Below are 25,147 nucleotides of genomic sequence, written 5' to 3' on the forward strand. Positions count from 1 at the left end.
TTAAATTAATCTTAAAACAGCGTCTTATAAGTTTTACGCATTCATTAAATCTTCAATTTCATCGGCTTCAATAGGAATGTTTCGCATTAAATTAAAAGGCTCACCATCGTCTTTAATAACCACATCGTCTTCTAATCGAATTCCAAATCCTTCTTCCGGTATGTAAATCCCAGGCTCCACGGTAAACACCATATCGGCTTGCATCGGCTCAGTTAAAATACCGTAATCGTGCGTATCTAATCCTATGTGATGGCTTGTACCGTGCATAAAATATTTTTTATAGGCGGGCCAATTGGGGTCTTCGTTTTGTACATCGGCCTTATCGAGCAAGCCTAAACCTAACAATTCACTGGTCATTAATTTGCCAACTTCAACGTGGTAATCTTCCCAAATAGTTCCTGGAACCAACATTTTGGTCGCTTCATTTTTAACGCGATTTACCGCATTATAAACGGCTTTTTGCCTTTCTGAAAATGTACCGGAAACGGGAATGGTTCGCGTCATATCGCTGGAATAGTTTGCATATTCGGCGCCAACATCCATTAAAATTAAATCGCCTGCATTACAGGGTTGATTATTTTCTATGTAATGCAGTACATTGGCATTGTTTCCGGAAGCCACAATGGGCGTATAGGCAAATCCTCGTGAGCGATTATTTAAAAACTCATGCATAAATTCGGCTTCAATATTAAACTCATAAACGCCAGGTTTTACAAAGTTTAGTACACGACGGAATCCTTTTTCGGTAATATTACAAGCTTGTTGCATTAAATCAATTTCTATTTGATCTTTCACCGAACGGAGGCGTTGCAAAATAGGATTGCTCTTTGCTACCGCATGCGCAGGGTATTTTTCCTTTAGCCATTTTGTAAAGCGCGCTTCTCGGGTTTCGGTTTCAACATTTGCTCGGTAATGCTCGTTCGTATTTATATAAACGGTGTCGCATTGCGTCATGATTTCAAACAGGACTTTTTCAAGGTCTTGCAACCAATAAACGGTTTTAATGCCACTAGTTTCGAAGGCTTTTTCTTTGGTTAACTTTTCGCCTTCCCAAACGGCAATATGTTCGTTGGTTTCTTTTAAAAAGAGAATTTCCCGATGCTTTTCCTTTGGGCAATCTGGGAATAAAACCAAAATGCTTTCTTCTTGGTCGACACCACTTAAATAAAAAATATCGCGATGTTGCTCAAAAGGCAAGGTGCTGTCTGCGCCAATAGGATAGATGTCGTTAGAGTTAAAAACCGCCAAGCTATTGGGCTTCATCTGAGCGGCAAAATTTTTTCTGTTTTTTATAAAGAGGTTTGAGTTAATAGGATGATATTTCATAATACGTATTAAATTAAGTGGATAAATGTAGTCATTCTAGGCAAATTATTGGCTGTAATTTGCTATATTTGGTAATCTCCCCAAGTTTTATTAAAAAACTAAATAAAAATCTATTGGCTTGATTCTTAAGTCATAAGATTTCATTTACAGCTATCTATTAACACTAAAACTTAAGATGATGAAGAAATTCACTTTTTTTATGGCATTGTTATTTTGCTTAATAAATGCCGGACCATTATGGGCGCAAGCCAGCCTTAGGGAAATACCGTTACAACAGCAAGTAGAGGCATCTAATTTAATAATAGAAGGAAAAGTAATATCGCAAAAATCATTTTGGGATTTAGCAAGTAAAAATATTTACACTTCTAACACTATTGAAGTATTTAAGGTTTTTAAGGGAGAGGAAAGCATTGAATATGTTGATGTGGTTACTTTAGGTGGCGTTGTAGGTCTCACTGCACAAATCTCATCTCATAGTTTACAATTAGCTATTGGACGGCGAGGTGTTTTTATGTTAAATCCAACAAATAAATTAGGTTATACCCAAAAAATGGCAAATAAGAGATATGAGGCATACAGCGGAATTCAAGGGTTTTACAAATACAACATGAGGGCAAATACTGCAAACAACGTATTTAATTCTTATAAAGATATAGAAAAAGGGTTTTACAATCATTTAGAAAGTTTAACAAAACAGAAAATAATTAAAGTAAAACAGAACGCTGCTGTGTCACTAAAAAGTAAAAAAAACACTTCTGGCTTAGCAGTAACAATTGCAAATATATCACCTACTTCAATAGTCGCGGGGGAAAAAGCAATTTTAACAATTACAGGCTCTGGTTTTGGCACAACAGCGGGAACCATTGGTTTTCCAAATGCAGATGATGGTGGTGCAACATTGACCAGTGAATTATTAGCTCCAGATGATTCGCCAGCACCGATACCTATAGCATCACAAATAATAAACTGGAATGATACAACAATAGAAGTTGAAGTTCCCACTGAAGCCGGAACAGGCCCCGTATCCGTGTTCCATAGTTCCAATGGCATGCAAGCTTCCTCTTCACAAACATTAACAGTAACTCACGCAGAATTAAATGTCGTTTCAGCCGGAACTGCATATCAAGTACAGCATGTAAATGACAACGGAAGCGGAGGTTATACATGGGAAATGTTTACAGATTTTTTTAATGATACCGAACACCCAGGTGCAAAAGCAGCTTTTGAATCGGCTTTAGATAGTTGGAGATGTGAAACCAAGGTGAACTGGACTGTAAGTGGAGTTGCTACCACCGTAGATGTTATTGGTGTTGATGGCGATATACCGCCAGACGGCAGGCTTGATGCCGATGGAACCAATGTGGTTAGATTTGACAACGGAAGTGAGTTAGAAGCTGGAGTGCTAGGACGTTGTACGTCTTGGTATTCAGGCTGTTCAACAGGAGGAACACCTAATGCTAATTGGTTTGTAAGCGAAATAGATGTTGTTTTTGACGATGCAACCGATTGGTATTTTGGTAGTGGTTTTCCCAGCTTTTCTCAATATGATTTCCATAGTGTAGCACTACACGAATTAGGACATGCGCATCAATTAGGGCATGTTATAGATGATTCACCTCAACTAGATAATAGTAATGATGTCATGATTTATGCACTGCAAAATAGTGAGCAACAAAGAGTTTTAAGTACTGAGAATATAGCAGGAGGTAATAGTGTACACGACAGAAGTACAACAATAGTGCCTTGTGGAGGAACGTCTGTAATGTCAGATTCTACTATTTGTAATTTAAGCGTTGAAGAAGATGAACTAAACAATGCCATAACCCTATACCCCAACCCAGCAAAAAATCAATTTCATATATATAAAGCGTCATTTATAAATTTAGAAAAAGCTGTAATTTATGATATTAGCGGTCGATTGATTTCAGAACACGACCTGTCAAATCCGTCAAACACAAAAACCATTAAAATGCAAAATGCATCAAAAGGTATTTATTTTGTAAATATTCATTCTGATTTTGCGATGATTACAAAAAAAATGGTATTAGATTAAAAACAACTCATCATTTTGAAGAATTAACAAAAAAACTAGCATATACTAGTTTTTTTGTTATTTTTGATAAAAAAATTTAATAAATGATGAATAAAACTACGCTAATAAGCATTGTTTTTACAATGCTTTTTTTTCTATCCTACACACCTAAACTACAAGCTCAAGGAGCTTTAATCGAAATGCCCTTAAATGATCAAATCGAAAACACCCAATTAATTATAGAAGGTAAGGTTATAGCTCAAAAATCATTTTGGAACACCGACTATACAAATATCTACACAAGCAACACAATTGAAGTGTACAAAGTGTTTAAAGGAGATTCGCCTATTCAAATCGAATTAATTACCAAAGGTGGCTGGGTAGGAGATATGGGAGAAACCGTAACACCTAGTTTGCAGGTAAAACCAGGAGAAACAGGCGTGTTTTTTCTGTATGATTCTAAAACGCAACTTGCAAACAACAATACCGCATTAAAAAAATACAACCCATATAGCGGAGCACAAGCATTTTACAAATACAATACACAATTAAATACGGTAAATAATGTTTTTAAATCGTTTAAAGGGATTGAGGATAATTTTTACACCTCCATTACCTCAAAAACCAAAGCCAATTATAAAGAATTAGCAAATAAAAGTTTCAAACCTAAAACAAGCTCGACAAGTAAAACCCAAGGGCCTTCCATTGAAATTACCGGTGTATCCCCTTCAACCATTACAGCAGGAACATATTCCGTTTTAACAATTACAGGAAACGATTTTGGCGCAACTATGGGTAAAGTTTATTTTCAAGATGCCAATTCAGTTTCTGGTCAAATTACTGCATTAGATACTCAAATAGTAAGCTGGACGAATACAGAAATTCAAGTACAAGTCCCTGGTGATGCTGGTACAGGTTCCATTCAAGTAGAAGACGCCGAACCAACACCAAATAAATCCAACTTTAGTGGACTAGCATATATTACGGTACCATATGCCCAAATAACAATTTTAAGTGGAGGTTTTGAATATCAAACACAACATGTAGACACTAATGGCTCTGGAGGCTATACTTGGCAAATGTTTACTGATTTTGATGCTAATACCGCAGCAAAAGAATCCTTTTTAAGAGCCTTTGATACTTGGAGATGCGAAACAGGTGTAAACTGGGATATTGGAGCAACAACTATGATAAACTCCCAACAAAGGGATGGCACTAATATTATACGATTTGATGTAGGAAACGAACTTGAAGCCAGTACTTTAGGTGTTTGTTATACCTATCCATCAACCTGTTCGAGTACTGGGACCACTTATGTGATAGTAGATGAATTGGATATTGTGTTTAACGATGATACAAATTGGGAGTACGGAACAAAACCAGCCGTGAGCCCAAAAACAGATTTCGAATCTGTAGCTGTGCATGAATTAGGTCACGGGCATCAATTGGGCCACGTTATAAATTCAAATGCCATCATGCACCGTTCAATAGGTGCTGGTCAAAACAATAGAACATTAAGTTTTGACGATATTGCTGGCGGTAGCGATGTACAACTCAGAAGCGTTTCCATTGATGCAGGTTGTAGCAGCACCTTAATGACCAACCACTCTTGCTCATTGAGCGTTGAGGAAGATGAGCTTAACAATGCTATTAGCTTTTACCCCAACCCAGCAAAAGATCAATTTTATATTAATAATGCGTCGTATGTTAATTTGCAAAAAGCCGTTATTTATGATATTAGCGGTCGATTGATTTCAGAACATGATTTATCAAATCAGTCAAACACAAAAACCATTAAAATGCAAAACGCATCAAAAGGTGTTTATTTTGTAAATATTCATTCTGATTTGGCAGTGATTACAAAAAAGATAGTGATAGATTAAATAAGCTTATAAAATAAGTGAAAGCCTGTGAAGTTACATTTACAGGCTTTTTTTTATTTCAACACATCAGAAGTTTTTAATTGAATGTACCTGTTGTGCATTTTGAATGGAAAAAATATCAATATGTCAATTCGAGTGATTTTGAGGCACGAAAAATTGTATCGAGAATCAATTTCAAGTTAAAATTCTTATTCTCGATACAATTTTTACTCATTCCAATCGTAAAATTCACTCGAATTGACAGAATTTTTTCAAAATGCACAACAGGTTTGAATGTAAATAAAAACGGTTAAATTTTGTCACAACATTTAGATTAGTTAATTTTCATAATCATAAAACCTTTCAACATGCGCTTTTCACAAAAACTTATTATTTGCTTTATTTTATGCTTCTGTTTTGGCTTTAGTCAACAGCCTTCAACACCATCAAAAGCTTTAGAAAAAGCCAATCAACAAAAGCAAGCCTCAACTCAAAATTCATTGGTTAAAAATGTGCATTTTGAAAATATTGGACCAACCATTATGAGTGGCAGGGTTGTGGATTTAGATGTAAACCCCGAAAACCCAACAGAGTTTTATGTAGGCTACGCTTCAGGCGGTGTATGGCATACAACCAATAACGGCTCTACCTTTGAGCCTATTTTAGATACGTCAAACACTCAAAATGTTGGCGATATTGCCGTAGATTGGAAAACCAAAACCATATGGGTTGGCACCGGAGAAAATAACGCATCGCGCTCCAGTTATGCGGGAATTGGTATTTTAAAATCTACCGATAACGGTAAAACCTGGACGAATGTTGGACTTCCAGACTCGCATCACATTGGCAGGATTCTTATCAATCCCAATAATACCAACGAGGTAGTTGTTGGTGTAACGGGCCACTTATATTCGCCAAATAAGGAGCGTGGAATTTACAAAACCACCGATGGCGGTAAAACTTGGCAACAAAAACTTTTCGTTGACGATGAAAGCGGTATTATTGATGTGCAGCACGCTCCAAACAACTATAATGTCATGTTTGCTTCATCGTGGACAAAAGATAGAAAAGCGTGGAATTTTAATGGAAGTGGCAACCAATCGGCCATATATAAAAGTACCGACGCGGGCAATACTTGGGTTAAAATTACAACTTCAGAAAGTGGATTCCCTACAGGCCATGGCGTTGGTAGGATTGGTTTGGCTGTGTATAACGAAAACATTGTCTATGCCTTGCACGACAGCCAATTTAGAAGAACTTCAGAAAGTGAAACAGACAAAAAAAACGGTTTGACCAAAGAAGATTTTAAAACCATGTCCGTTTCAGCATTCTTAAATATTGAAGACAAAAAGCTCAATGAGTTTCTAAAAACCAATGGATTTCAAGAAAAATACCGTGCCAAAAATGTAAAACAACTGGTAAGAAGCGGTAGCGTTAAGCCTATTGATTTAGCTAAATATCTTGAAGATGCCAATTCACTCCTTTTCGATACCCCAGTTATTGGCGCCGAGGTTTACAAAAGTACTGATGGCGGAAAAACATGGCAAAAAACACACGACAATTATATAGACGATTTGTATTATAGTTACGGGTATTATTTTGGAGAAATACGGGTAGATCCACAAGACAAAGACGGTATTTATATCATGGGTGTGCCTATTTTAAAATCTAAGGATGGCGGCAAAACATTTACATCTATTAACAAAGAAAACGTGCATGTAGATCATCAAGCACTTTGGGTAAACCCTAACAAACAGGGGCATTTGATTGATGGAAACGATGGTGGATTAAATATAAGCTACGATGATGGCGAAAGTTGGGAGAAACTAAATGTAACCTCCGTGGGGCAATTTTATGCCATAAATATCGACTACGAAACGCCATACAATGTATACGGCGGATTGCAAGATAATGGCGTTTGGGTTGGTGCTCACAATGCCAAAATGGATAAAAAATGGCAGCAAGAAGGCAAACATCCGTGGCAAAGGCTAATGGGCGGCGATGGTATGCACATTCAAATTGATAACAGAAAATCGAATGTGGTTTACACAGGTTATCAATTCGGGAACTATTTTAGAATCAACAGAAAAACAGGCGAACAAAAATATATTCAACCAAAGCATAAGTTAGGCGAAAAACCATATCGTTTTAATTGGCAAACCCCTATTTTATTATCGTCCCACAATCAAGATATTTTGTATTTGGGTGGCAATAAACTCATGCGTTCCATGAATCAAGGGAATGATTGGACAGCCATTAGTAACGATTTGACCAATGGCGGAAAACCTGGTAATGTTGCCTATGGCACATTAACAAGTATTAGCGAATCGCCGTTTCAATTCGGTTTGATTTACGCCGGAAGCGACGACGGCTTAATTCATATCACTAAAAACGGTGGCGGAAGTTGGGAGAATATTTCAAGCAATTTACCCAAAGATTTATGGGTGTCGCGCGTGATAGCATCGCAGCACAAAAAAGAGCGTGTTTACGCCACTTTAAACGGCTACCGTTGGGACGATTTTTCGGTGTATGCTTACAGTAGCGATGATTATGGAAAAACATGGAAAGACATCGGGGCAAACATTCCGCTTTCGCCAGTTAATGTGATTAAAGAAGACCCAAAAAACGAGCATATTTTATATTTAGGCACCGACAATGGGGCTTACGTAAGTTTTAATAACGGTGGAAATTGGGAAGCTTTTAGCAACGGATTGCCAGCAGTTGCGGTTCACGATATTGTGCTACAACCCGATGCCAACGATTTGCTTTTAGGCACTCACGGAAGAGGCATTTACAAAACCAATGTGGCACATTTTCAAACTATGAACGCATCAAAAATGAATCAATCTATCGTGCTTTTTGATGCTGAAGATATTAAACATTCTATGCGTTGGGGAAGCGCTTATAGTGCATGGTCTGAAGTTTATGAGCCTTCAATGGATATTAAATTTTACAGCAAAAACAATGGCGTACAAACCATTAAAATTTTATCTGAAAACCAGTCAGAATTACACCAAATAATTGAAAAAGCAGTTAAAGGTTTTAATACTGTAGCGTACGATTTAACCATTTCTGAAAAAGCTAAAAAAATACTAATGAAAGAAAATACAAGTATAAAAATAAACAAAGCTGAAAATGGAAAATATTATTTACCAAAGGGGAAATACGGTGTTCAAATTGGGTCTGAAAAAACTATGATTACTATAAAATAGAGCGATGCAGATTAAAACCATTCTAAATAGCAAAAACATGACAATTGTTATTTGTCTATAACTCCATCCATAACTACCTTTGTAAAACTATAAACTAACTTTAAAAATAATGAGCGGATTTTTTAAATCTTCGATTGGAAGAAAAGTAGCTATGGCACTTTCGGCTTTTTTCTTAATGTTTTTTTTACTTCAACATTTCGCAATTAATATTTTATCTGTTTTTAGTGCAGATCTTTTTAATGATGTTTCTCATTTTATGGGAACCAATTGGTTCATTCAATTTGTAATGCAACCCATTTTAATTTTTGGTGTGGTGTTTCATTTTGTTATGGGATTTATATTAGAAGTGAGAAACAGAAAAGCCCAAGGTATGGCTTACGTTAAAAACAACGGTGCTGCAAATTCTTCTTGGATGAGCAGAAACATGATTTGGAGTGGCGTTGCCATTTTAGCTTTTATTGTTTTGCATTTTATCGATTTTTGGTTTCCAGAAATCAACACCAAATTTATTCAAGGCGATTGGTCTGGAACCATGCAAGGTGTAGAAGGTCTTCGTTATCACGAAGAGTTAACACATAAGTTTTACAGCCATATAAGAACCATAGCATATGTGATTGCATTTGTGTTTTTAATGCTTCACTTGTTGCACGGATTTACATCAGCTTTTCAATCTATGGGTGTAACGGCTGGCAGAAAAAAAACGCTTAGAAATATTGGAAAAGCCTATTCCATTTTAGTTCCATTAGGATTTATTTTTATAGCACTTTATCATCATCTTAAATACGTATTATCTTAGATATGGCAACACTCGATTCAAAAGTACCAAAAGGTCCAATTCAGGATAAATGGACAGATTATAAAAATCATATCGATTTAGTAAATCCTGCAAACAAACGTCACATCGATGTTATTGTTGTGGGAACAGGTTTAGCGGGTGGTTCGGCAGCTGCAACTTTGGCAGAACTGGGCTATAACGTAAAGGCGTTTGCTTATCAAGATTCCCCTCGACGCGCGCACTCTATTGCCGCTCAAGGCGGAATAAATGCCGCGAAGAATTATCAAGGTGATGGCGATTCAACGTATAGGTTATTTTATGATACTGTAAAAGGTGGCGATTACCGTTCGCGTGAAGCTAACGTATATCGTTTAGCTGAGGTGTCTGCAAATATTATCGACCAATGCGTGGCGCAAGGTGTGCCTTTTGCACGAGATTACGGCGGCTTATTGGATAACCGATCGTTTGGTGGTGTTTTAGTATCAAGAACATTTTATGCCAAAGGACAAACTGGTCAGCAATTGTTATTGGGCGCTTATTCAGCAATGAACCGACAAATAGCTCGTGGTAAAATAGAGATGTTTAACCGCCACGAAATGCTCGACGTTGTTATTGTTGATGGCAAAGCACGGGGTATAATTGCCCGTAATTTAATTACAGGTGAAATTGAAAGACACTCCGCTCATGCCGTAGTTGTGGGTTCTGGTGGTTACGGAAACGTTTATTTCTTATCCACTAACGCCATGGGTTCTAACGCTACCGCCGCTTGGAAAATTCATAAAAAAGGAGCGTATTTCGCAAACCCTTGCTATACACAAATTCACCCAACATGTATTCCACGTTCGGGCGACTATCAGTCTAAATTAACATTAATGTCCGAGTCGTTACGAAACGATGGTCGTATTTGGGTGCCAAAAAATATGGACGATGTGATGGCCATTCGCGAAGGACGAAAAAAGCCAACCGATTTATCAGAAGACGAACGCGATTATTACTTAGAGCGTCGCTACCCTGCATTCGGTAACTTAGTACCTCGCGATGTTGCATCTCGTGCCGCAAAAGAGCGTTGCGATGCCGGTTATGGTGTAAATGCTACAGGTGAAGCTGTGTATTTAGATTTTGCTTCGGCTATTGAACGTTACGGTAAAGAGCAGGCTAAAATTCATAATATTTCAAATCCTTCAAAAGAAAAAATAACAGAATTAGGAGAAGCTATTGTAGAAGCAAAATACGGAAACTTATTCCAGATGTATGAGAAGATTGTAGATCAAAACCCATACAAAACTCCAATGATGATTTATCCAGCGGTACATTATACCATGGGTGGTATTTGGGTAGATTACAATTTAATGACCACCATTCCGGGTTGTTACTGCATTGGTGAGGCTAATTTCTCAGACCATGGCGCAAATCGCCTTGGAGCATCGGCATTAATGCAAGGTTTAGCCGATGGATATTTCGTGTTGCCATATACCATTGGCGATTATTTAGCAGATGATATACGTACAGGAAAAATTCCAACCAATACAAAAGAATTTGATGAAGCGGAAAAAGAAGTTAAAGATAGAATTAATTTCTTTGTGAATAACAAAGGCACCAAGTCTGTAGATTATTTCCATAAAAAACTAGGCAATGTGATGTGGAATAAAGCAGGCATGTCCAGAAATGCTCAAGGTTTAACAGAAGCTATGGCCGAGATAAAAGCCATTAGAGAAGAGTTTTGGAAAGATGTTTTTGTTCCGGGTACAGCAAATGAAATGAATCCAGAGCTTGAAAAAGCAGGTCGTGTTGCCGATTTCTTAGAATTGGGCGAGCTGTTTGCTAAAGATGCTTTGATGCGTGCGGAGTCTTGCGGCGGACATTTTAGAGAAGAATCTGCTGAGGAATCCGGACCACAAAAAGGCGAAGCCAAACGTGACGATGAAAATTTCGCTTTTGTCGCCGCCTGGGAATATAAAGGCGAACCAGCTGATGCCGTATTACATAAAGAAGAATTAGAATTTAAAGAAATAGAACTCAAACAACGTTCGTACAAATAAGATTGACATTATGAATTTAACACTTAAAATTTGGAGACAAAAAGACTCAAATGCAAAGGGTCAAATGGTCGATTATAAAGTTGCTGATATTTCAGAGCACATGTCTTTTTTAGAAATGATGGATGTTTTGAACGAACAGTTAGTAAACTCTGGCGAAGAACCCATAGCCTTTGATCACGATTGTCGTGAGGGCATTTGCGGTACGTGTTCTATGTTTATAAATGGAGAACCACATGGTCCAGACCGAGGCATAACCACGTGCCAATTGCACATGCGGTCCTTTAAAGATGGCGACACCATTACAATCGAACCGTTTAGAGCTGCGGCATTTCCTGTAATTAAGGATTTGGTGGTTGATAGAACGTCGTTTGAGCGCATCCAACAAGCCGGTGGTTACATTTCTGTTAATACATCTGGTAATACCCAAGATGCCAACGCTATTCCAATTTCAAAACACGATGCCGATGAAGCCATGGATGCTGCGGCATGTATTGGCTGTGGTGCTTGTGTGGCTACTTGTAAAAACTCAAGTGCCATGCTATTTGTTGGTGCAAAAGTGTCTCAATACGCTTTACTTCCTCAAGGTCAAGTTGAGGCTGCCGATCGTGTTAGAAACATGGTAGATCAAATGGATTTAGAAGGTTTTGGAAACTGTACCAATACCGGTGCTTGCGAAATTGAATGCCCTAAAGGGATTTCTTTAGAAAACATTGCTCGTATGAATAGAGAGCTCATGAAGGCTAATATTTAGTGTTTTGCCATGCTGTCCCGATAGCTATCGGGATTGATTCATTATCTCATTATAAAAAAATAAAAAACTCTTAAAATATTCTTTTTTAGGAGTTTTTTTTATGACTTAGAAGTAAGCTTTTAGTTGAATGGTTCCCGTGTGGATGGTTTTACTGGTTTCTGTTTTTCTACCAAAATAACTTAGATTTAAATCCAAAAAATCAGTCAGTTTTTTTTGCGCCAATAAACTCCATGTAAAGTTTTTTCCGGGTTGAAGACCTTCTAACATTTGATACGAAACGGGTGTGTTCGCATTGCCGTTAAACGCATTCGAAAAATAATTAAACTCACCATTTATCGCATGATTTTCTTTATTTGAAAATGCAAATGATACACCATATTTTTGTTGCTTTAAAGTTTCAAAACCACCAATGGTGTTTTCCTTTTTAGTATGTTGGTAAAAGATATCGAAACGCGAATTATCATTAAATAAATAAGAGATTTTTGGGTTGAAAAGCGTTTCATCAAAATTGTAATTTTTGCTGGTAAAATTTTCGCTGAGGCTTTTATTTTTATCAAAAGCCGTTTGAAATGACAGCAACCAACTTTCTTCAATTTTATGATTAAAATGAAACTGATGGCTTTTCAGGCTGTTTTCGATAAAACCGATGGATAAAACATTTCTGGATTGATTGGATAAATAGGTGTACGATGTGGTGTAACGCTGTTTTCCGCGATTAAAAAACAACACATTTCTAAAATTTAACTGTAAACCCAATTGGTTATTTTCATCATTTTCAAAAGGGTTAAGGTTAAAGCTATTACCATCTCTTTTAATTTTTCTATCGATTAAATAACTGGTTTGATTGTAAAAATGCGACCAAAAACTCTTCGACTTTTCCTCGCTCACCGCCCACTGCGACGGGTTAATAGTCAACGTTTGGCTCAACCTATTTTGATGTGTTTTTAAATAAATACGATTAGGCAACAAAACTCGAATGTATTTTCCCTGATCTTGAAATTGCGCCAACTCGAACTCTTCCAATTCTTGAATGCCATTGGCGTTGTAATCAATCCACGTGTAATTGCCTTGTCCGGGTTCAACTTCCACATAAGTAAAATCTTGTTGCGGCAAGGTGCCCGAATTGGTTTCGAAAACAGTGTTCCACAAAATAATTTGTTTAAAAAGTTTTTGATTAAACTGTAATCTGGAGTTTAAAGACTGCTCGTCGTCAATACCGTCTTCTTCACTTTTTAGGGTTCTGTAATTAGCAAAAAGCGACAAATTGGTGTTGGTGTTTTGAATGAGTTTAGAATCCAAATAAAAGGTATTGGATGTATTTACTTTTTGTAAATCATTGTTGCGAACGCTATCGTTTACTCTGTTTTTAAATCCAAATTCTGCAAAAACCTTAGTGCTGTCACCAACCCCAGCAAATACTTCGTACGATTTGAATTTCTGACTTAAAGGTGTTAAAATTTGGGTCGCATTATCTTTTTGTTCATTATTTTCAATCGCTAATTTTGTGCCAATCCAACTGTTTTGCATCCCGTACGTTATGCTGTTGTACGACCTTAAAAATGTTGATGAATTTATATTTGACTGTGCGTTTAAAAAACTAGAATTTGAATTGATATTGAAGTTATTTAAAAACAAATTTATATTTGTAACATGTCGGTTTCCGTTAAAATTTTCAGAGAATTCCAAATGTTCAAACTGATAATTTACTATCCCTTTTTTTGGATGAACCAATTGTAAACCTGTTTTTGTAAACTGCTGATTCCCCAAAGGGTTTTCAATATTCCAATCCCTAGAAAATTCAGCATTGTATAATCGTTCAATGGTTTTAAAGTTTTTGTGAATATAATCGCCATCAATAAAAGCGTTTAAATTCCAAAGGCTATCATTTTTAATGATGTTTTGGGTTACCTTTAGTTTACCAGCAAATCCATCGTTGTCTTCATCATTAAAATTAGAAAACAGATTTAAATCGTTTTTACTACCCGCAGCCTCAAACTGAATGGCTGTTTTTTCAGTGGGATTATAGCTTCCGTTAATCACTGCAATCTGTAGTTTTGTGGGCGCAACCAATTGAATAATGGGCGCATAATTGCCTTGATTAATGCCAACATATTCAAAAATATTATTAATGGCATTCACGCTGCTTAAAATATAATCGCCTTGATTTTCGCCAACTTGTGTAAAGGTGACACGATACAATTCATCGTCCGGATTGTTGGAAAACACAAAGGCTAAGTTTCCACCAATAAGTTCTTTTTTGTATAAAATTCTATTCTCGTTTAAAGCCTCTAAAACCTCAGACGGTGCCACCATTTGTGCTCTGTCATCACCAGCATTTGCCAATATCTGTACTTGTTCGGTCGATAAATTTTGTTGCAAAGGCTGGTTTTTCGCATCATTTTCAGAATACACCGAAACTCCAAGTTTGAGTTTGTCGTTTTCAAAACGTCCGCCACCAAAAGCCACCAAACGCGAATAATTGCGCTCGCTAACTTGATAATCGACCGTAATACGCATTTCGGAAGTGATGGGAAATGTAGAATTAAAAATAATCTCGCCCGCATTATAATCGATGATATAATCCTGATTTTCACCCCTTTTTGCGGCAACGCCATTCACATAAACCGTTTCGCTACCCGAAACAATAAGTACAAATAATTCACCATTTTCACCTTGTAATTTATACGGACCTTGGTTGCCTTCTTGTGCTTTAAATTCGCTTCTTGTAAATTGCCCGCGCACAAAAGCTCCAGCAGCAAATAGATTGGTTTGTGCATCGTCGTTACCCAATTTCGCATTAATGTTGAATCCTTGAACACGCTTTGAAAAACTTGCAAAGTACGAATCGGTATTTACCAAATCGATATCGCCGGCACGAATCTTCCAATTATCGCTAAACAGTTCGATAAACACTTGGTCAAATTCATCCAAACGCTGCGAATAACCGCTTTCTTGCAATGGTATATTGGCATCTTGAATAGAGGCTCGTAACGACACTTTATCGTTTAATTTCCCTATAATTTGCAAATCGAGTTCGCTATTTAAAACCGAGTTTTGATTGTTGCCAATAGTCACACCGCGCGAAATACTCCCTGAGGTTGTTAAGCCATCAAAAGGAATGAAATTTTTGGACGCGTTGGGTTGCGATAATTTATACAAGGTTTGGGTATTACTGTTGTTTTCAACAATAATGTTTTCATCCAATTGCTTATAGGTTTTGGTTAAAAAATCGGGGAATTTCAAATAATCAATGATGATAGAATCTGTTGCAATGGGTCTTTTAAAAGTTAAAAGTGCTTTAGCAAAATCTACTTTGTAATATGTGGAATCGATTACAGAGCTATCCTTTCGTTTCATTGAAAACGAACTGGGATTAATGCTAACACTATCAATTCTTATGGTATCTTTTACAGCAACTTTTTTAGTCTTGTAATTCGGATTTTGGTTTTGGGAAAACCCGCAAAAACCAATCAAAATAATAAAAATGCATGTAAAAAACTTCATCAGATACTTAAACTGCAATACGCCTAAAATATTTTGTTAATAGCTTCGTTAAAACTCCTTAAACAAATAATAGTGTAAATGTAACGCATTATTTATTTTAGCTGAAACAAATTTGAAAGACCTCTTAGGCTTTAAAACCTAACAGGTCTAAATAAAGAATTAAGATGAAAATTATATCATATAACGTAAACGGCATTCGCGCCGCCATTAACAAAGGCTTTATCGACTGGTTAAAAAGTGCCAATCCAGATGTGGTTTGCCTGCAAGAGATTAAAGCCATGAAAGAGCAGTTGGATTTAAGTCTGTTTGAAGACGCAGGCTATAAGTACAACTATTGGTTTAGTGCCCAAAAAAAGGGCTATAGCGGTGTAGCCATTTTAAGTAAAATAAAACCCAATCATGTAGAATATGGTACAGGCATCGAGTCTATGGATTTTGAAGGACGAAACCTGCGTGCCGATTTTAATGGGGTTTCTGTAATGAGCCTGTATTTACCATCGGGCACAAACGACGCACGATTAAACCATAAATTGAAATACATGGCTATGTTTCAAGACTATACCGATACGCTGAAAAAGGACATTCCGAATCTGATAATTTGTGGCGATTACAATATTTGTCATGAAGAAATAGACATCCACAACCCTAAAATGAAAGGCGTTTCTGGATTTTTACCCGTAGAACGCGAATGGATTGGCGACTTTATAGATAGCGGATTTATTGACTCCTTCAGGTTTTTACATCCCGAATTACAGCAATATAGTTGGTGGAGTTACCGCGCCAATGCCCGTGCCAATAATAAAGGTTGGCGTCTAGATTACGCCATGGTTTCACTGCCATTACAAGAAAACATTAAAAGAGCCGTTATACTTTCTGACGCTGTGCATAGCGATCATTGCCCCATATTATTAGAAATTGAAATTTAATATTTAACGAACAATAAATTTAACCCATAATCATGATTAAAAAAATCACATTAGAAGTATTAACCTTAGTGCTGGTAGCTTCTTGCGTATCGCCTAAAGTATACAAAGAATTAGAAAGCAAGTATGCCAATTTAAAACAGGAAAACCGAAAACTTTCAGATGAAAACGATGCCCTTTTAAACGCAAAAAACACAGCTGAAAACGAACTAAAACAGCTTACAGCAGCCTATAATGAAGCAGTTGCTGAACGCGATAAACTACAAGCCGATTACAATGCCACGAAAACTAATTTAGATAATTTAAGAGCTTCGTATACGGCCTTAGAGAAAAATAGTTCGGCTTCAATTGCCGAAAACTCCAAGAAAAACAGAGAGTTATTAGCGCAATTAGAAGCCAAGGAACAAGCATTGGCAGCCGAAAACGCACGTTTGGCAAAACTTAAAAAAGAGTTGCAACAACGCTCCGACCGTGTCGCAGAATTAGAAAGTGTAATCGCCTCGAAAGACGCAGCAATGACCGCACTTAAGAATGCCATTTCAAGAGCCTTAACCGATTTTGAGGGCAAAGGATTAACCGTTGAACAGCGCGACGGAAAAGTATACGTATCCATGGAAAACAAGCTATTGTTCAGTTCAGGAAGTTGGGCAGTGGGCGCCGAGGGTCGTAGAGCGGTTCAGCAATTAGGTAGTGTATTGGGCGTTAATCCAGACATCGCCGTTTTAATAGAAGGCCACACCGATAATGCACCCTATCAAGGTAGCGGAAACTTAAGCGGCAACTGGGACCTGTCTACCAAACGCGCCACGGCCATTGTAAATATTCTTAGAGAAAACCCATCCATAAACCCTGAAAATTTAACTGCCGCCGGTCGTGGCGAATTTGCGCCAATTGCAACAAACGACACACCCGAAGGCAAAGCAAAAAACAGACGAATCGAAGTTATTCTAACACCAAAGTTAGATGAACTCTCTAAATTGCTAAACGAGCATTAAAATTTTGGCGTTCCCTTTCAGGTCGGGCTTTTCGTTCCCAATCTTTTTGCTCGTGCCTCACAAAAAGGATTTCCACTGCAATCCCTAACGCATAAAAAACCTTTAAAAGCCTTAATAGCTTTTAAAGGTTTTTTATCTTTACGCTCAATCTAAAAATCTAAACGCTATGTCATTCCTGCGAAAGCAGGAATCCATAATCAAAGATTAAGTTTCAATTAAAAAAATTCCCTCCCGATAACTATCGGGATTCTCGGGACTATCAAATACATTATTTATGAAATACACAACACTACCAAATACAAATATAAAAATCAGTAAAATTTGCCTGGGCACCATGACTTGGGGAAACCAAAACAACCAAAACGACGGCTTTGCACAAATGGACTATGCCTTGGAGCAAGGTGTAAACTTTTGGGATACAGCCGAAATGTATGCCGTTCCAGCAAGCCCAGAAACCTACGGTACTACCGAAACCATTATTGGCAATTGGTTTGCAAAAACTGGTCATCGCGATAAAGTGGTTTTAGCCTCAAAAATAGCCGGTAATGGCGATTATACAGCACACATTCGTACCAATGGTTTTGCGCCAGAAGCGCTCAAAGAGGCTGTCGACAACAGTTTAAAACGTTTACAAACCGATTATATTGATTTATATCAGTTGCACTGGCCAGAACGCGACACCAATTACTTTGGAATTAGAGATTACAAACATAATTCGGAAAACGCATGGCAAGATAATTTTAACGAAATCCTGCATACGTTTGATGGCATTATTAAATCAGGTAAAATTCGACACATAGGTATTTCAAACGAAAAAGCTTGGGGAACCATGCGTTATTTAGAAGAATCCAAAGCGCATAATTTACCCAGAATGGCAACCATTCAAAATCCGTATTCCTTATTAAACAGAACATTCGAAGGCGATTTGGCCGAAGTTTCCATCCGTGAAAATATTGGTTTATTGGCTTATTCACCCATGGCATTTGGCGTGCTATCCGGAAAATACATAAAAGGAACCGCAGCAGATAATGCGCGTTTAAAACTGTTTCCAAGATTTGGGCGTTATACAAACCCGCAAGCCACCGAGGCTACTAAAAAGTATTTAAAAATAGCTGAAGATAACAACATGAGTTTAGCCCAAATGAGTTTGGCATTTGTCACTCAACAACCCTTTGTAACCAGCAATATTATTGGGGCTACCAATGTTGAACAACTCAAGGAAAATATTAACAGTATTAATATGGTTTTAAGTGATGAGATTCTAGCTCAAATTAATGAGGTACATGACACCATTCCTAATCCTGCGCCTTAAAAAATTGATTTATGATTTGCATCACACGATGAAGAAATAAAAATAAGTTCTTAAAGCACCTACGATTTAACTAAAAACGAGGTTGACTTTTGATTTTGGTGTGTAGCTTTCAGATAATCATAAAAAGTGACTTTCGAAAGAAAAGCACAAACCCAAATCCCTGTTTACGAGTTATAACAGCGTCCAAATAATTATTTACACACCAAAACTTTTAAACTTCTAAAGTTTACCTTATTTTTGCTTCTTTAAAATCAATCTAAATAAGCTTGCAAGATACAATAGCAAATTTGAAACGCGGAGAACGAGCCATTATTACTGATGTTTCGTCCATTCACATCCCTTTAAAACTTTTAGAAATGGGATGTTTACCAGGGAACCCTGTACAACTTTTACAGGTTGCTCCGTTTGCAGATCCTATGTATTTAAACATAAACGGCACGCATTTAGCGATAAGAAAAGAAACGGCTATTCATATTTTAATAGAAAAAATAGCAGATGAGTAAGCAAATAAATGTAGCCTTAATAGGTAACCCAAATACTGGCAAGACCTCGGTTTTTAACGCACTTACAGGATTAAACCAAAAAGTGGGCAACTACCCCGGTATTACCGTCGAAAAAAAAGAAGGTATTTGCAAATTGCCACGCGGTGTAAAAGCGCATATTATCGATTTACCCGGTACCTATAGTTTAAACGCCTCATCACTTGATGAAAATGTTGTAATTGAGCTTCTGCTTAATAAAAACGACAAAGATTTCCCCGATATCGCCGTGGTTGTAAGCGATGTGGAAAACCTTAAAAGAAACCTATTACTGTTTACCCAAATTAAAGATTTAGAAATTCCAACGGTGCTTGTTATTAATATGGCAGACCGGATGAATTACAAAGGCATTTCTTTAGATATTCCCTATTTAGAAAAACATTTAGAAACCAAAATTGCCTTGGTAAGTACTAGAAAAAACCAAGGCGTCGATCATTTAAAAGATTTAATTGCCAATTATAAAGATGTTTCGGTAACGCCTTGTATAGATGCTTCAGAAATTGATGCAGAATATTTTGGCAACCTAAAAAAAGCGTTTCCAAACCAATTATTATACAAGTTATGGTTGGTTATTACACAGGATGTGAATTTTGGAAAAACGGACAGAAATGAAATTGAAGCCATCGCTAGCTTTAAAACAAAAAGCGAAAGTGAATTAAAACGGTTACAGCAAAAAGAAACCATTAAGCGCTACCAGTTTATAAACAACGTGCTTAAAAAAGGACAAACCATTGATGCGTCTCAAGCCAAAGATTTACGCGCAAGATTAGACCGGGTTTTAACCCATAAAGTATGGGGCTATCTTATTTTCTTTGTTATTTTACTCACTATTTTCCAAGCTATTTACGATTGGTCCAGCGTACCAATGGACTTTATTGATAGTGTTTTTGCCTCCTTAAGCGAATGGACAAACGATAAATTACCTGCCGGGGCTTTTACCAATCTATTAGCCGATGGCATTATTCCAGGTCTAGGCGGCATCGTTATATTTATTCCACAAATCGCCTTTTTATTTCTATTTATTGCTGTGCTGGAAGAAAGTGGATATATGAGTCGGGTAGTGTTTTTAATGGACCGCGTTATGCGTCGTTTTGGTTTAAGCGGAAAAAGTGTAGTACCCCTAATTTCTGGTACCGCCTGTGCTATTCCCGCTATTATGGCAACCCGTAATATTGAAAGTTGGAAAGAGCGCCTAATCACCATTTTAGTAACCCCATTTACAACCTGTTCGGCACGACTTCCTGTGTACCTCATTATTATTGCCTTGGTAATTCCTGATGAACGATTTTTAGGTTTAAGCTACCAAGCGCTAACCTTAATGCTTTTATATCTTATTGGTTTTGGCACTGCGGTGTTTTCGGCCTATATTTTAAACAAAATCTTGAAGATAAAAAGCAAGTCGTTTTTTGTGGTTGAAATGCCTAATTACAAGCTTCCTTTAATTAAAAATGTGGCTTTAACGGTCGTTGAAAAAACAAAAGCCTTCGTATTTGGTGCCGGTAAAATTATTCTTGCCATATCAATCGTACTGTGGTTTTTAGCTTCTTATGGCCCCGGGGAAGATTTTAACAATGCCGAAAATATTGTAAAAGCGGAATATGCCTCGGAAAATTTAACTGAAGATGAATTGCATCAACACATCGCATCGTATAAGTTAGAACATTCGTTTATTGGTATTACCGGAAGAGCTATAGAGCCCGCAATTCGCCCGTTGGGTTACGATTGGAAAATTGGCATTGCCATTGTAAGTAGTTTTGCCGCTCGCGAGGTGTTTGTAGGAACGCTGGCAACCATTTACAGTGTAGGAAGTGATGAAGAAGAAACTATTAAAAACCGAATGGCGGGAGAGGTAAACCCCATTTTAGGCGGACCATTATTTAATTTTGCATCGGGCATTTCGCTGTTGCTATTTTACGCTTTTGCCATGCAATGTATGAGTACGCTTGCCATTGTAAAAAAAGAAACAAACAGTTGGAAATGGCCCATGTGGCAACTCATCATTATGAGTGCTTTCGCCTATGTGGTAGCATTAATCGCTTTTCAACTTTTAAAATAAATGTTATGCCTGCGAATCCCGATAGCTATCGGGAAGGCATTTTATGAAATGAAACTAAAATAATCTCGACAAAATAAACATGAATACCATAATACAAAACATATTAGCTTTTTCGGTGCTCGCTTTTGCGATTAGGTTTTTAGTGCTCAAATTTGTTTGGAAGCCAAAAAAGAAAACAGCCAAAGCTTGCGGTGGCGACGATGGTTGCGGCTGCCATTAAACTATTCATTATATTTTTTAAACCAAGCCAAAGTGTGCGCCACTTTACTTATTAAGTTACTTGGTTTGCTGGCAATACCGTGAGAAGCTCCAGGAATTTCAACTAAAACCGTTTCAATTTTTCGCAATTTTAAGGCATGATAGAGTTGTTTCGCTTCACTTGGGGGCGTACGTAAATCATTCATCCCAACCATAACCATCGTGGGCGTTTCAATATTACCAACCAACGATATGGGCGAAAACTTCCAATAGGTTTCAAAGTTTTCCCAAGGTTGCCCAGGGTAACGCGAGTTAGCATAACCGTAATAATTATCGGCAACCAAGGTTTTGCTAATCCAGTTTATAACGGGTTTCGCCACCACGGCAGCTTTAAATCGGTAATTTTTCCCTATAATCCACGTGGTCATAATACCGCCCGCGCTTCCGCCCGTAACAAAAAGCTTGTTGTTATCTACGATGCCTTTTTCAACCAAATAATCAACACCATCCATAACGTCATTATAATCTTCGCCGGGGTAATTATTGTATAACAAGTTTGCAAATTCCTCACCATAACTTGTACTTCCGCGAGGATTGGGGTAAAAAACCACATAACCTTCAGCGGCATATAATTGGATTTCTGCGGTAAAACGATCGCCATAATTTAGAATAGGTCCACCATGATTTTCCACCAACAACGGATATTTTTTCGACGCATCATAAAAAGGTGGTTTTACAATCCAACCCTGAACATCTCGACCATCAAAACTCGATTTGTACCAAACTTCTTCGGTTTGCCCCAATTGCCTATAATCTAAAATATCGGCATTCAAATTTGTTATTTTCTTTACTGATTTTTTATTCTGAATAACAGCCAATTCCGCAGGGTAATTTGGCGTAGATTTGGTAAAAACAATAGTGCCATTATTAGACACCGAATAGGAGCCAGAAGCATAAGGACGACCAATTGTTGTGCCGCCCATATTATCGGCAAGCTTTGTTATTCTTCCTGAAGTAGTAATATGAGCGATTTTAGAATTCCCCTTATCATCGTATGTAAAATACAAGCCTTTACCCGAGTTGTCCCAAGAAATATTAGATACGCTGCGGTCTAAACTTGAAGATATAATACGCCGATTGCTCCCATCTGTATTCATAACATTAAGTTGCATGGTTTGAAATGCCTGCACCTTGTCTTTATACGATAAAAAAGCAATGGTTTTTCCGTCTGGAGATACTTTTGGCGAATAATCCGGTCCGGTTTGTGAGGTAAGCGTCGTAATGTTTTTGGTTTCAATATTAACTTTATAAACTTCGCTGTTCCTAAATTCATACTCCCAATTATCGCTTCTATTAGCAGAAAAATAAATGGTTTTTCCGTTGGGTGAGAATGAAAAATTGCCACTATGGTTATAATTCCCAGAAGTGATTTGTCTTGCGGTTCCGCCTTCAGCGGGAATTGTAAAAATGTGCGTAAACCCCGGTTCCATATACCCTTTTCCGTCGGCTTCATGCTTCAATCTATCTGTTATTCTCGCCGGTTTTGCCCAAGTTGCGCCTTTGGGTTTAGCTGGCATTTTTATAACAACAGGGGCTTTTTGAGAAACAAACATGGTAAACGCAAGCTGCTTGCCATCGGGCGACCAAGTTAATGAAGATGGTGACTTTTCCAGTTGGGACAGTTTTGCAATGTGCCCCGAATCAACCCAATACATATATAGCTCTGAGCCTTCTTCAGTGGCGCTTGTAAATGCAATCCTATCGCCCGTGGGCGACCAACTTGCTTGCGATTCGTTAACTTCCCGGGAGGTTAATTTTTTGTGCGACGAGCCATCGATATTTATAATCCAAAGATTTCCTTTAGACTTATCTTTCATAATATCAAACCCATTTCTTTTGTAAACAATTTGTGTTCCATCAGGTGAAATTTGAGGGTCTGAGGCCCACTCTAACTCAAAAACATCCAAAGGCTGAAATGGTTCTTTTTTAATCTGTCCATATACAGTATTTAACAATAAGACTGAAACTAGAAAGACAATAACACGATTCATAAATATTTCTTTTTAAAAGTTTAAAGTTAATAATTATAGTGTTTGGTTTGAGAATTAATTTTTTTAGTTATATTTGAAAATTATTTAAGCTTACTTAAATTTTTAATTAAACAAACAATAAATGTCTATAGCTGTAGAGAATTTTGTAAAAGCCATTTACAAAAACGACAAGAATGATAGTAATGATACCAAACCTGGTAATATTGCCAAAAAACTGGGCATATCCAATGCGGCTGCCACCGATATGGCTAAGAAACTAGCGACTAGAGACTTACTACATTACGAGAAATACCAAGAGTTAAAGCTTACGGAAAAAGGCACGAAAATGGCGCTTAATGTGGTGCGGAAACATCGGCTTTGGGAGTCTTTGTTATTTAGAATGTTCGATATGTCATTACACGAAATTCATAGAGAATCTGAATTATTAGAACATCAAACCTCCGATTTTTTAGCCAATAAAATCAGTGAATATCTGGGCAATCCTAAGTTCGATCCGCATGGCGATCCCATACCGAATGCTCAAGGCGAAATTACAACCGAAGACCACTCGATTGCTCTTGCAAACACCCAAGAAGGGAAAACCTACACCATATCGAGATTAATGAGTGACGATAAAGAATTCTTTGACTTTTGCGCACTAAACGGATTGAAATACGGAAACACCATTGTGGTTACCAAACAATTCAGTAAAAATAAAATGACTCAAATTTTAATAAATAACAACACCATTATTTTAAACCAAGATTTTACAAATATTATTTATGTTAATGAAACCAACTAAAAGCAACCTATTTTTTGGCTTAACTTTTTTTGCTTCCACTTTTTTATGGGCTCAAGAAAAAAAAGAGCTAGCGCCTTTAATTACAGATAGACCAGATCAAACCGAGTCGCCAAATGTAGTCCCCAAAAGATTTTTGCAAGTAGAAACAGGGACATCCTACGAGTCGTTTAAAACCAATAATATAAAGACCGAAGATTTTACGTTTAATACAACTTTAGTGCGATATGGGCTTTTGGATAATTTAGAATTGCGTTTAGGTTGGGATTTTGTTGAAGGCAAAACCAAGATAAACGGAAACACTTTAAACAACATTTCAAGCGGATTTAACCCGCTGTTGTTAGGTGTTAAAACTAGTATCGCCAAAGAAAACGGATGCTTCCCGGAAATAGGTTTATTGGGGCATTTGTATTTACCCTTTACAGCAAGTACAGATTATAAACCAGAAACTACAGGTGTCGATTTTAGGCTTGCGTTTGCACATACACTTAGCGAAAACACAAGTTTATCTTATAACCTCGGGGCAGCTTGGGGCAACGATTCTCCTGAGGCTTCTTACGTTTACACTATTGCATTCGGACAAAGTATTACAAATAAATTGGGCGCTTACGCGGAATTGTACGGCGATTTGCCAGAAAACAGTAAAGCCAACCATTTATGGGACGCGGGCCTAACTTATTTAATTAACAACAATGTGCAATTGGATGCCACCGTTGGCTCTAGCATTACCAAAGGACAAGACATATTAATAAGTGCTGGAGTAAGTTTTAGAATTCCATCAAATCAAAATTAAG

At 37.3% G+C, this 25,147-nt stretch carries 17 protein-coding genes; 14 read left to right on the forward strand and 3 right to left on the reverse strand.

The features are described from left to right. Positions 1–33 precede the first annotated feature (33 nt). A complete protein-coding gene (locus RNZ46_RS05800; protein ID WP_316984435.1) occupies positions 34–1,326 on the reverse strand; it encodes an aminopeptidase P family protein in 1,293 nt (430 codons plus the stop codon). A gap of 175 nt (positions 1,327–1,501) precedes the next feature. Here RNZ46_RS05800 and RNZ46_RS05805 point away from each other — a divergent pair, with 175 nt between their 5' ends. The 6 genes from RNZ46_RS05805 (at position 1,502) to RNZ46_RS05830 (ending at position 11,997) form a co-directional block, all read left to right on the forward strand. Further along, positions 1,502–3,379: a T9SS type A sorting domain-containing protein gene (locus tag RNZ46_RS05805; RefSeq protein WP_316984436.1), complete on the forward strand. Its 1,878-nt coding sequence runs from the start codon at positions 1,502–1,504 to the stop codon at positions 3,377–3,379. Positions 3,380–3,462: 83 nt separating this feature from the next. Continuing rightward, positions 3,463–5,241 carry a T9SS type A sorting domain-containing protein gene (locus RNZ46_RS05810; protein WP_316984437.1) on the forward strand — a complete coding sequence of 593 codons (1,779 nt, stop codon included), beginning with the start codon at positions 3,463–3,465 and terminating at the stop codon, positions 5,239–5,241. 347 nt (positions 5,242–5,588) lie between these two features. Then, the gene (locus tag RNZ46_RS05815) at positions 5,589–8,432 is read left to right on the forward strand and encodes a VPS10 domain-containing protein (RefSeq protein WP_316984438.1); all 2,844 of its coding nucleotides are present in this window, start codon (positions 5,589–5,591) and stop codon (positions 8,430–8,432) included. Between the two features lie 109 nt (positions 8,433–8,541). Next, complete coding sequence (locus RNZ46_RS05820) at positions 8,542–9,228, forward strand: succinate dehydrogenase cytochrome b subunit (protein WP_316984439.1); 687 nt, start codon at positions 8,542–8,544, stop codon at positions 9,226–9,228. 2 nt (positions 9,229–9,230) lie between these two features. Next, positions 9,231–11,246, forward strand: coding sequence for a fumarate reductase/succinate dehydrogenase flavoprotein subunit (locus tag RNZ46_RS05825; protein ID WP_316984440.1), 2,016 nt, complete (start codon positions 9,231–9,233; stop codon positions 11,244–11,246). Between the two features lie 10 nt (positions 11,247–11,256). Continuing rightward, positions 11,257–11,997 carry a succinate dehydrogenase/fumarate reductase iron-sulfur subunit gene (locus RNZ46_RS05830; protein WP_316984441.1) on the forward strand — a complete coding sequence of 247 codons (741 nt, stop codon included), beginning with the start codon at positions 11,257–11,259 and terminating at the stop codon, positions 11,995–11,997. Between the two features lie 105 nt (positions 11,998–12,102). On the opposite strand, the gene RNZ46_RS05835 is transcribed toward RNZ46_RS05830, so the two are convergent. Next, positions 12,103–15,501, reverse strand: coding sequence for a DUF8818 domain-containing protein (locus RNZ46_RS05835; RefSeq protein WP_316984442.1), 3,399 nt, complete (start codon positions 15,499–15,501; stop codon positions 12,103–12,105). A gap of 164 nt (positions 15,502–15,665) precedes the next feature. Here RNZ46_RS05835 and RNZ46_RS05840 point away from each other — a divergent pair, with 164 nt between their 5' ends. The 6 genes from RNZ46_RS05840 to RNZ46_RS05865 all read left to right on the forward strand — a co-directional run bounded on the left by RNZ46_RS05840 (position 15,666) and on the right by RNZ46_RS05865 (position 21,546). After that, positions 15,666–16,427, forward strand: coding sequence for an exodeoxyribonuclease III (locus RNZ46_RS05840; RefSeq protein ID WP_316984443.1), 762 nt, complete (start codon positions 15,666–15,668; stop codon positions 16,425–16,427). A gap of 32 nt (positions 16,428–16,459) precedes the next feature. Next, the gene (locus RNZ46_RS05845) at positions 16,460–17,419 is read left to right on the forward strand and encodes an OmpA family protein (protein ID WP_316984444.1); all 960 of its coding nucleotides are present in this window, start codon (positions 16,460–16,462) and stop codon (positions 17,417–17,419) included. A 274-nt stretch (positions 17,420–17,693) separates the two neighbouring features. Further along, a complete protein-coding gene (locus RNZ46_RS05850) occupies positions 17,694–18,731 on the forward strand; it encodes an aldo/keto reductase (RefSeq protein WP_316984445.1) in 1,038 nt (345 codons plus the stop codon). Positions 18,732–18,997: 266 nt separating this feature from the next. After that, positions 18,998–19,234 (forward strand): FeoA family protein, encoded by a 237-nt coding sequence (locus RNZ46_RS05855; protein WP_316984446.1) that lies wholly within the window; start codon positions 18,998–19,000, stop codon positions 19,232–19,234. Next, entirely contained in the window at positions 19,227–21,326 is a 2,100-nt protein-coding gene (gene feoB / locus RNZ46_RS05860) for a ferrous iron transport protein B (RefSeq protein ID WP_316984447.1), read from the forward strand. Before RNZ46_RS05855 ends, feoB begins: the two co-directional genes overlap by 8 nt. A 79-nt stretch (positions 21,327–21,405) precedes the next feature. Then, positions 21,406–21,546, forward strand: coding sequence for a FeoB-associated Cys-rich membrane protein (locus tag RNZ46_RS05865; protein ID WP_316984448.1), 141 nt, complete (start codon positions 21,406–21,408; stop codon positions 21,544–21,546). 1 nt (position 21,547) lies between these two features. On the opposite strand, the gene RNZ46_RS05870 is transcribed toward RNZ46_RS05865, so the two are convergent. Further along, complete coding sequence (locus tag RNZ46_RS05870) at positions 21,548–23,575, reverse strand: S9 family peptidase (RefSeq protein ID WP_316984449.1); 2,028 nt, start codon at positions 23,573–23,575, stop codon at positions 21,548–21,550. 121 nt (positions 23,576–23,696) lie between these two features. Here RNZ46_RS05870 and RNZ46_RS05875 point away from each other — a divergent pair, with 121 nt between their 5' ends. Next, entirely contained in the window at positions 23,697–24,356 is a 660-nt protein-coding gene (locus tag RNZ46_RS05875; RefSeq protein WP_316984450.1) for a metal-dependent transcriptional regulator, read from the forward strand. Next, positions 24,343–25,146 carry a transporter gene (locus RNZ46_RS05880; RefSeq protein WP_316984451.1) on the forward strand — a complete coding sequence of 268 codons (804 nt, stop codon included), beginning with the start codon at positions 24,343–24,345 and terminating at the stop codon, positions 25,144–25,146. Before RNZ46_RS05875 ends, RNZ46_RS05880 begins: the two co-directional genes overlap by 14 nt. Position 25,147: the final 1 nt, after the last annotated feature.

The organism is Hwangdonia lutea (assembly GCF_032814565.1).
Classification (GTDB): Bacteria; Bacteroidota; Bacteroidia; order Flavobacteriales; family Flavobacteriaceae; genus Hwangdonia; species Hwangdonia lutea.